Source organism: Citrobacter sp. wls711 (assembly GCF_005281055.1).
In the GTDB taxonomy this organism is placed as follows: Bacteria; Pseudomonadota; Gammaproteobacteria; order Enterobacterales; family Enterobacteriaceae; genus Citrobacter; species Citrobacter gillenii.
Map to the genome: position 1 here is coordinate 218,575 of NZ_SZXC01000006.1, position 14,236 is coordinate 232,810.

The 14,236-nt window shown below is 52.4% G+C and carries 8 protein-coding genes and 1 tRNA gene; 2 read left to right on the forward strand and 7 right to left on the reverse strand.

Going from position 1 to position 14,236, the window contains the following annotated elements:
• Positions 1 to 43: 43 nt before the first annotated feature.
• From pgaD to pgaA, 4 genes are read right to left on the reverse strand one after another with little or no spacing between them, the layout of a single operon-like run.
• The gene (gene pgaD / locus FDW98_RS01460; RefSeq protein WP_096755812.1) at positions 44 to 544 is read right to left on the reverse strand and encodes a poly-beta-1,6-N-acetyl-D-glucosamine biosynthesis protein PgaD; all 501 of its coding nucleotides are present in this window, start codon (positions 542 to 544) and stop codon (positions 44 to 46) included.
• Positions 541 to 1,875, reverse strand: coding sequence for a poly-beta-1,6-N-acetyl-D-glucosamine synthase (pgaC, locus tag FDW98_RS01465; protein WP_016246533.1), 1,335 nt, complete (start codon positions 1,873 to 1,875; stop codon positions 541 to 543). The genes pgaD and pgaC overlap by 4 nt, the downstream gene beginning before the upstream one ends.
• Positions 1,872 to 3,893, reverse strand: a complete 2,022-nt coding sequence (pgaB, locus tag FDW98_RS01470; protein WP_096755811.1) for a poly-beta-1,6-N-acetyl-D-glucosamine N-deacetylase PgaB — start codon at positions 3,891 to 3,893, stop codon at positions 1,872 to 1,874. Before pgaB ends, pgaC begins: the two co-directional genes overlap by 4 nt.
• Positions 3,894 to 3,902: 9 nt before the next feature.
• Positions 3,903 to 6,365, reverse strand: coding sequence for a poly-beta-1,6 N-acetyl-D-glucosamine export porin PgaA (gene pgaA, locus FDW98_RS01475; protein WP_096755810.1), 2,463 nt, complete (start codon positions 6,363 to 6,365; stop codon positions 3,903 to 3,905).
• A 792-nt stretch (positions 6,366 to 7,157) separates the two neighbouring features.
• Here pgaA and FDW98_RS01480 point away from each other — a divergent pair.
• Entirely contained in the window at positions 7,158 to 10,700 is a 3,543-nt protein-coding gene (locus FDW98_RS01480; RefSeq protein ID WP_096755809.1) for an inverse autotransporter beta domain-containing protein, read from the forward strand.
• A 301-nt stretch (positions 10,701 to 11,001) separates the two neighbouring features.
• Here the strand turns inward: FDW98_RS01480 and FDW98_RS01485 are convergent.
• Both FDW98_RS01485 and actS read right to left on the reverse strand, forming a co-directional pair.
• Positions 11,002 to 11,075, reverse strand: a tRNA-Gly gene (locus tag FDW98_RS01485).
• A gap of 79 nt (positions 11,076 to 11,154) precedes the next feature.
• Entirely contained in the window at positions 11,155 to 11,913 is a 759-nt protein-coding gene (gene actS, locus FDW98_RS01490; protein ID WP_168246980.1) for an amidase activator ActS, read from the reverse strand.
• Positions 11,914 to 12,073: 160 nt separating this feature from the next.
• Between actS and idi the strand changes: the two genes are divergently transcribed.
• Positions 12,074 to 12,622 carry an isopentenyl-diphosphate Delta-isomerase gene (gene idi / locus FDW98_RS01495; RefSeq protein WP_096755806.1) on the forward strand — a complete coding sequence of 183 codons (549 nt, stop codon included), beginning with the start codon at positions 12,074 to 12,076 and terminating at the stop codon, positions 12,620 to 12,622.
• A 93-nt stretch (positions 12,623 to 12,715) separates the two neighbouring features.
• Here idi and lysS read toward each other — a convergent pair whose 3' ends face one another.
• Complete coding sequence (lysS, locus tag FDW98_RS01500; RefSeq protein ID WP_096755805.1) at positions 12,716 to 14,233, reverse strand: lysine--tRNA ligase; 1,518 nt, start codon at positions 14,231 to 14,233, stop codon at positions 12,716 to 12,718.
• Between the last annotated feature and the right edge of the window lie 3 nt (positions 14,234 to 14,236).

Sequence of the window (14,236 nt, forward strand, 5' to 3'; positions counted from 1 at the left end):
ATGTAACAGGCGGCACAAATTGTCTCATGCCGCCTGAGGGTCATTATTTTGCGTCTTCAGACTCGAGCGTTCTTTCCGGCAGCATCGTCAGCATGGCCGGCGTGGGCGGCGGCAACCGGTTATCGGCAATGTGCTTGTCCACATCGACGTGACTGATTTCACCATTCTCATGGTGATGCACCGTCAGCACCCTGGCTTTGTTGAGCTCTGTTACCAGTTCCGGAGTAATACGCATGCTTTCTGCCAGCTCATGATGTTCAAGCCCAGGTCTGCGGTTGCGTCGTTCCACCCGAAAACGGTACTGGTTGTACTTCGCCCAGCCAATCAGCACCAGTCCGTTGATTAAGGCGACCAGCATGTAAAAAGTCACCGTATCCAGGGTGGTGAAAAACGGCCGCACGCCCATATACGGTGAGTGTGCCAGCGCGGTAATCAGCCCTTTATAAATCAGGTACGCAAACCCAATCCACGCAATCAGAGTCAACAGCACGTCAATTATGCGTGGCAGGAGACGCCGCTCGGTAAAGATCAGTGGCTGGTTCATGGTTCGATCCTCCCTATTCCACGGTCAGGGCTCACCCAGCGCGCCCGCCCGCGTTTGCGTTTGAGCATCACTTTGGGGAACGCCACCAGCGTGGTAAACAGGCTCAGCATCCAGTACACCACCGGGAACCAGATAATCCAGAACAACGAGGCACCAATGCCTTTTTCATAGCGTCGTTCGATCATCAGGCTCACGGCAAACTGCAGTAAACAGACCACGCCGAGGATGAGTCCGGTAAAGGCTGGCGGGAACAGATGCTGCACATATAACGAGTCAGGCATCGGCATGATCAGCCCTAACACGAACAGCAGGATGCTGACCGCATAGGCAAACGACCACGCGGTCGAAAAACAGAACTCGAGGAACAGCGGCCACATGCGGCGGAATTCCCACGACCACAGGCGGCGCATGTTAACAATAAACACCTCGGCCCCACCCTGCGCCCAGCGCAGACGCTGTTTCCACAACCCTTTTAAGGTTTCAGGCATCAGGATCCAACACAGCGCCCGCGGTTCAAAGAATACCGACCAGTGGCGCAACTGCAGCTTCCAACTGATGTCGATATCTTCGGTGATCATGTCGGGACTCCAGTATCCCACCTCAGCCAGCGCACGACGACGAAACGCCGCAATCACGCCGGAGACGGTAAAGATTTGCCCATAGACTCGCTGGGTACGCTTGATAAGACCAATGATTGACGAGAACTCGCCGACCTGCACGCGGCCAATCAACGTGGAACGGGTACGGATACGCGGGTTCCCGGTTACCGCACCCACGCGCGGGAACTGGATCAGCGGGGCCACAATATAGGCTACCGCATCGCGATCCAGTAGCGCATCACCGTCGATGCACACCAGATAATCGCTACGCGCAGCGGCTGCACCGGTCTTGAGCGCCAGCGCTTTGCCCTGGTTTTCGGCTAAATGAATCACCCGCAGGCTGGGGTACTCAATTGCCAACTGTTCCAGCACGTCGTGCGTGTCGTCCGTTGAACCGTCGTTAATGGCAATAACTTCAATGTTCTTATAGCGCTGTGCCATCGCGGCACTGATGGTTTCGCGGGCGTTGATCCCTTCGTTAAAGCAGGGGATCAAAATCGAAACCAGCGGATTTCCCTCCAGCGTCGGTGGCGGCGTGTCGTCTCCCCATTTCCAGTGGCGCTCACGGTAAAACCAGAAGTACACCCCACCGCTTATCCACAAAGCAGACATGAACAAGGGCCAGAAGAAGACAAAGTTCAGCATCACTTCACCCGTAAAGATGACAGCCACGCCAAACGGCAGGCTGAACATCAGGCAAAGTATCAGGAAAGCAATAATGCGATCGGTCATTTTTGCGGGTACCAATATGATGAGAACGTCGAGCGAATCTCTGACATCTCGGGTTTGTCGCTGATGAAATCATCCGGGTAATAACCGTAGTTACCTGCACCGCTTAATTTAAGCTGGCGCATCCATTCGGCTATCTGTTTACCGCTGATTTCGGCCTGTTCGCCGGATTTACGCCAGTCGCGTGCCTGCAGCTCAAACACGGTTTTATCCAGCGCACCTGGGGTTTGTGCAACGGCATTCACCAATCTGTCGAGCCAGGCATTGGCATCATTGGCTGGAATATTCTCCATCAATGGCATCGCCATCGGTGCCGTCCAGTCATAGGTATTGAGGAAGTCATTCAGGTTTTGTGCAAACCAGGCTTCACTTTCTGGCTCCAGTACCGGCATGGCATAAATATTGCGCGCCGTTTGTACCTGCGGGCCGCGAATATTACGCACCGAACGTGTCAGTTGCTGGGTAAAGTCGATCAGCATCTTACTTTTCAGGCGAGTCCAGCGCTCAAACGCCTGCGGATCGTTACGGATTTTCTCAATGCTGTCCGGAAGGCCCGCAGCGCGGTAGGCGGCTAACGCATCCGGTGAGGCATCTTCGAAGTCCGTCAGGAATGCATCATCATGGAACAATATGCCTTTGAAGCTGGCGTGCTTCGCCAGGTCTTCATAGATCTCGGTAATGCGCTGACGCGCTTCGCTACTCCAGGGAGACAGACGCACATACTGTTCGTGGTTAATCGCACTGCGTCCGGTTTTCGGATCCCATGCGGTGACGCGCGGAATGGACGCGTCGAGATCGAACGCCAGCACTGGCATCCAGGCATAAACCGTCACGCCAGCACGCGTTTGTAATTGCCAGGAGATGTAGTTAAAGAGATCGGCACGCATCGGCAGCCAACGGTTAGGGAAATAGAGTTCGCGAATATTCCCGTCGCCTTTGGGGTCGGCATACGCCTGCAGGAAGACATGTGAAATGCGCATGTCGTAAACACGCTGGATCAGCTTATCAATGTTTCGCTTCTGCTGGGCAGGATCTTTGTCATACACGTAATCCAGATCGACATGCATCACGCGCATGGTCTGCGGTTCGCGCACCTGAGCAATTTGACTGGCAAAACGTTTCAGTGACGGGTTATCCGAGATCAGTACACGCGGAATATCATCAAGAAACGCCGCGTTCGCCAGCCCTTCGTTGAGCGTAAACGCCATTTTATAGCCGTGCTCTTTGGCCAAATTCAACGTCGTACCGTTAGCAGCACCGTACGGCCACACCCACGCGCGGGGCGATTTCCCGGTTACAGACTTAATTTTGTTGGTGATCAACGAGATATCGGTATTAATGCGGCGAGTGTACTGCTCATCCGTTTCATACGTACCGGTTTTCTTGTCATACAGACGGTTCGCCACCGCCGGTTCTTTACTGCCCTGCGGGTTCGCCTCTGCGCCGAAGTGTGAGTTCCAGGTATGCGCCCCGACTTCCACCAGCGGCGATTTGCCCATTTCCTCAACCATCTTCCAGGTAGCGAACTTGTCTCGGGCCGTCATCAGGCCACCAAAATCCACTTTTTTGTTGGCAGGGGCATCCACCCAGCTTCCCACCGGCGCCCATAGCGCAGGCCAGTTGTAGGCTTTCAGCAGCGGCCAGACGCGGGTATAAAAGCTGCTATAGCCGTCATCAAAGGTAAGTAAGACGGCTTTTTCAGGCAGCACGATTTTGCCGTCATGGGCATCGAGAATTTGCTGCACGCTGATCGGGTTATAGCCGTTGTCACGCAGCCAGCCGATCTGATCGCTCAGCGCACTGGTACGTACAGAAAGATAGCGTTGATCCGCTGCGCCATCCTCAACATCGTGATAACCCAACACCAGGAAACTATTTTTTGGCCACGGATGGTCCGCCGTCAGCTCGGTTCTCTCTCCTGGAGGAACATAGCGAGGTGTCGTATTGTGCGCGCTACTACACGCGGTGATCATCAACCAGCCAGCGATGAGTGCGCTAAGCCACAGGCATCTTTTCAGCATGTTCTATCCTTAAAACCTAACATTCAAATCGAAAGCGAGGGAGATATTCCGCTCACGTTTACCGTCGTAGGGGCGTTTATCCCACATCAGCATCACCCCGCCATCCACGACGTTATTCCATTTAAGCCGCTGTCCGTAACCTAACTGAACTATCGCACCGCCATCTGCGCCTTGCTGCCAGTAGTTACCCACACCGCCCACGCCTTGCTGGGTCCAGACCGTGTCATAGTGTCGGTAAAGGACCTGCTCCGCGCTCAAGCCGGGTACCACAGAGAAATCGCTTTTGGGGTTGTAATACGGCACATTTTCTTTGGTGTTGGTACTGCCACCGATACCCGGCGTGAAGTCCAGCGTAAAGCGCGGCGTCGTCCACAGGCGCTCTTTTCCACTCAGTCCGTACTCAATGCGATCGTTACCATCCGAGAAATGTGATGCGGCAAACGACAACTGATATTCTCGTCTTTCGTTTTGATACCAGCGGACAAACACATCTCCACCGTTGGCGTACACGCCGCTACGCAATGCACGTAGGGGCGTATTACGCGAAAGACGCTCCGCCGAACCGCCGACGCGCCAGTTATCATTGAAATCATGCCAGCCAGAAAGACGGCCACCTATTTTCTGACCATCGCCATAATTACGACCTGAAACTTCCATTTCAGCCCAGTAGTCACGGGAGGTCCATTCCGCACCGGCAGCCAGATCGCGGCTGATGCCCTTACCTTCTTCAAATTCACCAGTAGCGAAGTTGAATCCAGTAAACAGTCGCCAGTTGTCATTGATCGGTGGGCTGTAAATGGCGGTATTGATATTGAAGTCATTCTTACCGCTGACCGGGCTATCAGAGGAGATCCCCTGCGTGCCGCTGATCCGCAGTTCAGACATTTTATGCACATCGCGAATGCGCGCGAGACGCAGCGTTGCCTCATCATCCGGGCTACGAGCGATGACATCATCAGTCAGTTCATCGGCCTGCTTCCATTCCTGGAGATCCAGCGCCACATAAGCCTGCTGACGCTCCAGTTCCAGGTTGCTTGGCTCGATCACTTCCGCAAGCTTCAGTTCTTTTTCGGCGGCATGCGGCAAACCGCGGGCTTCGAGTACGGAAGAATAGAGGATACGTAGCCCCTGGTTACCCGAACCAGTACGCGCCAGATGTTCCGTCAGCTTTTCGGCTTCGGGCAGCTCATTAGCGGCAATGTGATATTGCGCGAGTAGCGTCTGACCAAGCAGCCAGTTATCGTTAGGCTGCGGCGTAGGCGAACCATAGATCCGTCGCAGGTACGGGCTGTCTTTGATTAACGCATCGACCTGTTTTTTGGCATCAACAAAGTTTTCATTATCGATATGCGCGTAGAACAGATCCTGTTGATCTTCAGGGCTAAGCGGCGTAACGGGTATCGGCCCGTTCGGATAGTAGATGCTCATCAGCATCGCTTCGGTTTTTTCCGGCTGACGTTCACTTAACCACGCAGAAGCCACCCAACGTTTTGCATAGTTGGGGACTTCGCCTTCGGCAGACAGTGATTCGTATTCGGTAATAACGTCAGCGGTACGCTTGCGGACCAGCAAGGCCCCCATACGGTCTATTCTCGCCCGACGCACATCGCCCTGGGCTGCGGGATCATCTTTCCAGGCAGCAAGCAGTTGGTCATAGCGGGCAAGGGCTTTGTCCGCCACGATAAAACGTTCTTCTTCATTGCGCGCGGTCGTATACGAAGAGCGCACCTTTTCGGCCGCGGCATCAAGCGCAAGGCGACGCTTCACGGGATCGGATGTGGGAACCTCTTCCGCCAGTCCCAACGCAGGTTCGGCTATGCGGTTGGCAGCCAGCGCGGACAACAACGTTGATTTTGCATTTTTGTTGCCCGGATCAACGTCAACCGCCTGACTGGCGACAAGCAATGCATCCCAGTTTTTATTCTGCGAATGATACACGTAGGCAAGCAGGGCATCGGAATCGGCTCCTGGATGCGCTCGCGCCCATTTATTCGCCTCGGTCAGCGCTTGTTGATTATAACGGGCATCGGCCAGCGTCATTATCCAGCCAGTACGAACATCCGCGTTATCAGGCTCTTCCTGCAACACGCTTTCCCAGATAGCTAAGGAATCATTCCAGCTTTTCTGATTGCGATACGCACGCGCAGCGGCAACTTTACCGCGCGCAGGCACATCCATCTTCCCGCGATACTGCTGCCAGATAGCAATCGTTGTTTTGTCGTTGTTATCAACCCAACTGGAGACTTGCAGCCAGTCGGCAACCTGATTGGGCGTGAGCGCGCTTTTCTTTCCCTGATTTTCAAGGTAGCGCAATAGTGGCGCGCTATTACCCCCTCGCGCTTCAATAATCAACGCATCATAATCTGATACTGCCGCAGAGATTTGTAGGGGGAAAAGAACGCTGGCCGTAAATAAACAACTTACAGACTTAAAGCGTGTAATGAATTTGGCATGTCGACGTATACTGAACATATCTTCCCTTATATCTTACACCAGAGTAAAAATAAGCGTTATCAATAGGTTATCGTCACTCCCTGACGGTTGCCGACCATGTAAAGAAACAGTGCCGCTTATTTAGCAATGTGGTTGTAACCCATTTAATTCTTTCGTCTTATTGACGACCAGCACCTCATCCACTAGTACAAGGAGGAGATCAAAAACTCATAAATTTTAACACTACGCGAACACGGTTGCTACGCGATAAGAAAACTCTTAAGCAAAAAAAGTATTTTAGACCATGTTCTCCTAATACTCCTGGGATTGAACACTGCGTTCGGTTAATTTTGGCGGCAAAACCATGCCATTGCGGATAATATTTCAAAAAAATATAAGAACGTTACGTAACTGTTTGCCTGTTAACTAACTTGGGCGGTAGACAGAGAGATCTCTGAGATGTCTCTACCGGTCAGCATGCACATCCTACGAATGCGCCGACGTCGGTCAGGTCAACGCGGCGTATTATGAATGACGGTAGAATACGAACAGGCAGATTAATTTCCTGATAATTTTTATTTGCAGTGTACGCTCATGGTTAAAATACAGACGCCAATATTAAAATCGCCACTATAAAAAGAAAAGCATTTTTACAGCACCCGTTATTTAAAGGTTCGACATCATAGCTACTCAGGAACCACATAATGTAAAAGTATCCTGTTAACTGCGCGATGAACAGGTCTTGAATTTCCCCACTAAATACATATATTACGCATCCCATTCAGTACATGGAATAACCTTTAATTTTTTTAATTGATATTGGAGTTACGAATGTCAAATAAGAAAATTTCGCGGAACAATGGAGCAACAGGCTCCGTTAATAAGGTTGTCGCATGGTCAACAATCGCTTTACAGGCTCTGTATCCAGCCCTTCTCAGCTTCACGCCGACCATCAGCCATGCTTCAGCCGTTAAGGCATCGCAGGCCGCAGCTGAGCAGCAAGAACTGCGCGGCCTGTCTTCCCTCGCCGCACAGGCTGGCAGAAGCATTGAAAACGGCCATGCGGGCAGTTTTGCTGCTAATACCGTCTCGGCACAGGCAACGAAGGAGGTGGTAGAATGGCTGCAGCAATACGGTAATGCGCGTATTCAACTCAACGTCGATGACGCTTTCTCGTTGAAAGATTCTGCGTTCGATTTCCTTTATCCGTGGGTTGATACAAAGCAGCATGTTTTATTTACCCAGACATCGCTTCACCGTACCGATGACAGAACCCAAACCAATATCGGTATGGGTTATCGCTACTTCACGCCAGATAATTCAATGCTGGGCGCGAACTTATTTTATGACTACGATTTAAGTCGGCATCACGCACGTATGGGTGCAGGCGTTGAGTACTGGCGAGATTATTTACATGCAGGCGCGAATGCTTATTTAAGATTGTCAAAATGGAAGGATTCCCACGATCTGGGCGATTATCAGGAACGTCCGGCTGATGGCTGGGATATCTATACCAAAGGTTGGTTGCCGTCATATCCGCAACTGGGTGCATCGCTTAAATATGAAAAGTATTACGGCAAGAATGTCGGCCTCTTTGGCAGCGATCATCTGCAGGAAAATCCGTACGCCTTTACGGGCGGGGTCAGCTACACGCCGGTTCCGCTGGTTACGCTTTCTGCTGAACACAAGCAGGGGCAGAGTAATACTCATGATTCACGCTTCGGCATTGAAATTAACTATCGCCCCGGCATCCCGCTGGCGAAGCAACTGGACGGCGATAACGTTGCGGTGATGCGCGAAGTTCAGCACGGGCGCTACGATTTTGTCGAACGTAATAACAACATTGTTCTGGAATACCGCAAAAAATCGGTTCTGAAGATCCGCCTGCCTGAAAGCGTGCAGGGGGAAGGTGGCGCCGTTATTCCGGTGACTATTTCGCTGGATAAATCCCAATGGGGCATTCAGTCGGTAGAGTGGAACGATAGCGCATTTACCGCCGCTGGCGGGCGTATTTCCGGTAGCAGCACGTCATGGCAACTGACGTTGCCAGCGTATACACCAGGCGGTACCAATCACTGGCAGATCGGCGCAACGGCGCGAGATGTTAAAGGAAACGTCTCTAACTATGCGGTGATGAACGTGACAGTGACGGGGAGTTCAGCCTCAATCGGCACAATGGATTTTACATTAAACGGCGAGCATCAACCAATCATCGCGGCTGACGGGCAGTCGCAGCATCCGGTTACGTTGGTGCTAAAAGATGCCAATGGTAAACCGTTAACAGGGCTTGCCCATGACATTGAGTTGTCACTGGCATTTATGCCTGACGCACAGCAAAACCGTGAGCGTTCGGCACAGGCACCCAAGCTCGGTGAACTACAGGAAACCCGTTCCGGGGTGTATACCGCGACGCTGACGCCGGGTTTAACGGCGGGTACGGCACGCATCACCGCTAAAGTCCTGGGCAAAACAGAAACTCTGACGGTAAAACTAAAAGCGGTTTCCGCCGAGGCGGCAAAATCGACGTTGACGGTAATGCCCATGGAACAGATCGTTGGGCATCCGATTAGCCTGACGTTAGAGGCAAAAGATAAAGACGGGAATGCCATTACCGGCGACGACAGCTTACGTTTTTATGCTGTTTCAGCCAGCGGCGAGGTTCGTTTTACTGCCGTAGAAGAGAAAGACGGCGTGTACCGCGCTAAGGCAACGTCTGAACTGGCTCAGGCGACACGCATTGGTGTGGCATCACAAAAACATGATTTCTCCGGACTGGAAAAACAAGCCACCTGGATTGCCGACAAAACGCAGCCGGTGGTTCAGGCTTTTAACCTGACCAGGGACAATGCGCTGGCGGATGGCAAACAGAGTAATGTCGCAGTCGTTACCCTGACCGACCGTTATGGCAACGCGCTGTCCGGATACACGGTTACCCTGGCGTTACCGCCACAGGTCAAGATCGCGAATGGGGAGAACGTTGTGAAGACCGATGCCAAAGGTGAAGCAACATTCTCACTGATCAGTTCAACACCGGGAACATATGAGATTACGCTAAGCGCGGGGAACATCAGCTCATCACTGCGCGTAACATTTGCCTCTTCAATGACGGGCGCAACATTGTCTCTGGCAGCCAAAGACAATGGCGCAATCACCAATATTGCTGCAAACGGTCGCGATGGCGCCACGCTTGAGGTAAGGCTCAACAATACCGCCGCGTCGGTTGAAGGACAGAAAGTGGAGCTTATCGTAACGCCGCAAGGGCTCGTATACCCGGACAAAATCACCACCAATAAAGACGGTTACGCAACGGTGACGTTAACCACGGTTAAGGCGGGTAATTACACCGTGAAAGCCATGGCTACAGACGGGCAACAGAGTATTGAGTCCTCGAACGTTGAACTGGGCTTTGTACCTGATATTAACAGCGCGGTGCTGAATTTGACCGCACCAGCAGAGAGCATCGCGGCAAACGCATCAGCTAAGCACGAAATTCAGGTACAGGTTGTCGACGGTGAAAACAACCCATTTAGCGGTGACGTGCGCCTGACCAGCGAACCCGCCAGTGGATTAAAACTGGACCAGTCCGAACTGACATTGGATGAGAAAGGAATGGCATCAACAACCTTTGTTGCCGCAGAGGCCGGGCGCTATCAATTGCAGGCAACCTTCATCAAAGAGGGTAAACGCGTTACGGCGAGTAAGGTAGTGGAGGTGGTATCGGATCTGCAAAATGCAGTCTTGACGATCGAACCGTCAACCACATCAGCCATAGTGAGTGATGTGGATAACGTGGCGTTTACCCTGCATCTGAGCGATACATCGGGTAACAGCGTCAGCAACCGTAAGCTGAAAATTACGGCCACAGGCCCATCGTCACGCGATCCTCTGCAGATTGATAATACGCTTGTCACCACCAATGGCTCCGGTACTGCGACCGTGAATGTCCACGGCCATAAGGTGGGTCGTTACACGCTGACCGCCACATTGGCTGAACACGGTAGCAACGTCTCGGCAAATGCTTCGCTGATGCTGAATGCCGATGCCCAGAATCCGGTACTCACTCTGGAGCAGGATCCTGGCTATGCCGTTGCCAACCTTGAACCAGTAGGCTTTATGGCCCGATTGCAGGATAAGTTCGGTAACCCGTTAAACGGCAGTGTCGAATTTAGCGCGGGCAGCAAAGCCCAACCCAGCAGCGGAACCTTTACGATGACGCCGGATAAAACCAACCTTACGCTAGGTAATGCCTACTCACAGCTGAGAACGGATACCGCTGGTGAAAGTTGGGTGAAGGTGAAGGCAACGACGGGAGATAAAACGCTGGAAAAAGAACTCACCGTCTGGGTAGTTGAAAACCATAAACCGAATTCCTGATTCGGGATATAACTGGAGATAGTCACGTTCGCAGTGGCTATCTCCCCTTCTTTCTTTATGTTTGAGTTTATATATAAAATTCATTCGATTAAGTGCGAACCCTTTTTATATATTCACTCAGAGAAATCACTGCAGATGCTGTGCAGTAATCAATATTCTACGGTGCAGTTAAAAATTATGTGAAGTGAATTGCCAAATGCTGGCCGTAACGATCATGCAGCTAATTTCGCTAGCCACGATTAAAAATCCACATGCAACATTATGAAGGGTTTTGAGTAGACTACTAACAAAAGAAAAGCGTTGGAGCGGGCGAAGGGAATCGAACCCTCGTATAGAGCTTGGGAAGCTCTCGTTCTACCATTGAACTACGCCCGCATTGAAGTGCGTAAGGGATTATAAACCTTACACACTTCCTGGCAAGAGGCTGATCGACTGACTGGCGATTAATTCACCGTCAGCATTTTGGCTTGCTGCCCTGCGGCGGCAAATAGCGCTGCGGATCGATAGCCGTAGCGCGATAACGGATCTGGAAATGCAGGCGCACCGAAGCCGCATCAGAGCTGCCCATGGTGGCAATTTTCTGCCCGGCTTTCACTGTTTGCCCGTTGTTAACCAACAGCGTATCGTTATGGGCGTAGGCGGTAATGTAATCTTCGCCATGTTTTATCATCACGAGGTTGCCGTAACCGCGCAGCTGATTGCCGACATAGACCACCTTCCCGGCTCCAGCCGCATAAACAGGCGTGCCGCGCGCGGCAGAGATATCAATCCCCTTGTTGCCACCTTCGGCCGTGGAGTATGGCAGTATCACCTTCCCGCTCGCTGGCCACTGCCAACAGCGTTGCCCTACCGGTGGCCAGGATGACTGTGGCACAGAAGAAGACGGCCTGACTGCTGCCGTTTTGGTGGAGGATTTCGATTTAGATTTTGTTTTCGCCGATGCCGTGCTGGTTTTCGCGCCACCGCTGACCTTAAGCTTTTGCCCAACTTCTATGGTATAGGGGGGAGAAATGTTGTTCAGGCGCGCGATCTCTTTGACGCTGGTCCCTGTCGCACGTGAAATACCATACAGCGTATCTCCCCGCTTAACGGTATAGGTAGAACCAGAACCGGAATCAGATGAGCTTGAACATCCCGCGACGATCAGGCTGCTCAGCAACATTATTGTGATAACAAAGCGTTTTCTCATCAGGCGTCCCGCACTCAAAACAATTCCTCGCAACATTTTAAGACGCTTTATCATAGCAGTCCGATGCCGGATGCCAAATCATATCGCGGCACGAATCGTCCGTTCAGGCATTTCACACCGACGGATAATCAATCGGCCACAATTAGGCATATAATAGTGATGCTCAAGATTAATGGTGGATGCGATGCGACAGGAACATGTCATTTTGTTGAATGAGCAGGACCAGCCCTGCGGAACACTGGAAAAGTATGCGGCGCATACCGCTACAACGCCCCTACACTCTGCCTTCTCCTGCTGGCTCTTTAACGACCAGGGCCAACTGTTGGTGACCCGGCGTTCGCTACACAAAAAAGCCTGGCCAGGCGTCTGGACTAACTCGGTCTGCGGCCATCCGCAGTCCGGTGAAACTACTGCAGACGCCATCATCCGTCGCGCTCGTTTCGAACTGGGTGTGGAGGTAGCCGAACTCACGCCCGTGTATCCTGATTTTCGTTACCGCGCTGCAGACCCCAGTGGGATTGTGGAAAACGAAGTTTGCCCGGTCTATGCCGCACGAGTTATCAGTGCGCGACGGCCAAACGCGGATGAAGTAATGGATGAGCAGTGGAGTGAACTTGAGGATGTCTTACGTGCGCTGGATGCCACACCGTGGGCCTTCAGCCCATGGATGGTAATGCAGGCATCTAACGATAAAGCGCGCGAATTATTACGCGAGTTTGCTAACCGTAATTGATTGCCGGATGGCAACGCGAAAGCGTTTTATCCGGCCTACAAATCATGCTTCTCGTAGGCCGGAAAAGCGTGGCGCGATCCGGCATTTCACATCTTATTTAACCGGACGCATCGCCGGGAACAGGATCACGTCACGGATGGTATGGCTGTTGGTGAACAGCATAACCATACGGTCGATACCAATCCCCAGACCGGCTGTCGGCGGCAGACCGTGTTCCAGCGCGGTAACGTAGTCTTCGTCGTAGAACATCGCTTCGTCATCGCCCGCATCTTTGGCGTTAACCTGATCCTGGAAACGCTGCGCCTGATCTTCTGCATCGTTCAGCTCGCTGAAACCGTTACCGATTTCGCGTCCACCAATGAAGAATTCGAAGCGGTCAGTAATTTCCGGGTTGTCATCGTTACGACGAGCCAACGGAGAAACCTCTGCCGGGTACTCGGTAATGAAGGTCGGCTGAATCAGGTGCGCTTCCGCCACTTCTTCAAAGATCTCCGTCACGATACGACCCAGACCCCAGCTCTTCTCAACCTTGATGCCGATAGATTCAGCAATCGCTTTAGCAGAGTCGAAGTTGTCCAGATCCGCCATGTTGGTTTCCGGACGGTATTTCTGAATGGCTTCACGCATGGTCAGTTTTTCGAACGGTTTACCAAAGTCGAAGACTTCTTCGCCGTAAGGCACTTCGGTAGTTCCCAGAACGTCCTGCGCCAGCGTGCGGAACAGCGATTCGGTCAGTTCGATCAGGTCTTTGTAGTCCGCATAAGCCATATAGAGTTCCATCATGGTGAACTCTGGGTTATGACGAACGGAGATGCCTTCGTTACGGAAGTTACGGTTAATTTCGAACACACGTTCGAAGCCGCCAACCACCAGACGCTTGAGGTACAGTTCCGGCGCAATACGCAGGTACATGTCCAGATCCAGCGCGTTATGATGGGTGATGAACGGGCGTGCAGCGGCACCACCAGGGATCACCTGCATCATCGGGGTTTCCACTTCCATAAAGCCACGGCCAACCATGAACTGACGAATACCCGCCATGATCTGTGAGCGCACTTTAAAGGTGTTGCGAGATTCATCGTTAGAGATGAGATCCAGGTAGCGCTGACGGTAACGCGCTTCCTGATCCTGCAGGCCGTGGAATTTGTCCGGCAGCGGACGCAGCGCTTTAGTCAGCAGACGCAGCTCGGTGCAATGGATGGACAGCTCGCCGGTTTTGGTCTTAAACAACTTACCTTTCGCGCCGAGGATATCGCCCAGATCCCATTTTTTGAACTGCTCGTTGTAAATGCCTTCCGGCAGATCGTCACGCGCAACGTACAGCTGAATGCGGCCACCAACGTCCTGCAGCGTAACGAATGAGGCTTTCCCCATAATGCGGCGGGTCATCATACGACCGGCAACGGATACCTCAATGTTCAGCGCTTCCAGCTCTTCGTTTTCTTTCGCGTCGAAGTCAGCGTGCAGTTGGTCTGAGGTGTGATCGCGACGGAAATCGTTCGGGAACGGGATCCCCTGCTCGCGCAGGTTAGCCAGCTTCTCACGGCGCGTTTTCAGTTCATTGTTAAGGTCGGCTACCGCGTCAGCGCCCTGTGCGTGTTGTTCAGACATGTT

Bases quoted from the DNA above. Each gene is read 5' to 3' on its own strand.
- pgaD (WP_096755812.1), bottom strand. From the start codon at position 544: ATGAACCAGCCACTGATCTTTACCGAGCGGCGTCTCCTGCCACGCATA.
- pgaC (WP_016246533.1), bottom strand. From the start codon at position 1,875: ATGACCGATCGCATTATTGCTTTCCTGATACTTTGCCTGATGTTCAGC.
- pgaB (WP_096755811.1), bottom strand. From the start codon at position 3,893: ATGCTGAAAAGATGCCTGTGGCTTAGCGCACTCATCGCTGGCTGGTTG.
- pgaA (WP_096755810.1), bottom strand. From the start codon at position 6,365: ATGTTCAGTATACGTCGACATGCCAAATTCATTACACGCTTTAAGTCT.
- FDW98_RS01480 (WP_096755809.1), top strand. From the start codon at position 7,158: ATGTCAAATAAGAAAATTTCGCGGAACAATGGAGCAACAGGCTCCGTT.
- idi (WP_096755806.1), top strand. From the start codon at position 12,074: ATGCGACAGGAACATGTCATTTTGTTGAATGAGCAGGACCAGCCCTGC.
- lysS (WP_096755805.1), bottom strand. From the start codon at position 14,233: ATGTCTGAACAACACGCACAGGGCGCTGACGCGGTAGCCGACCTTAAC.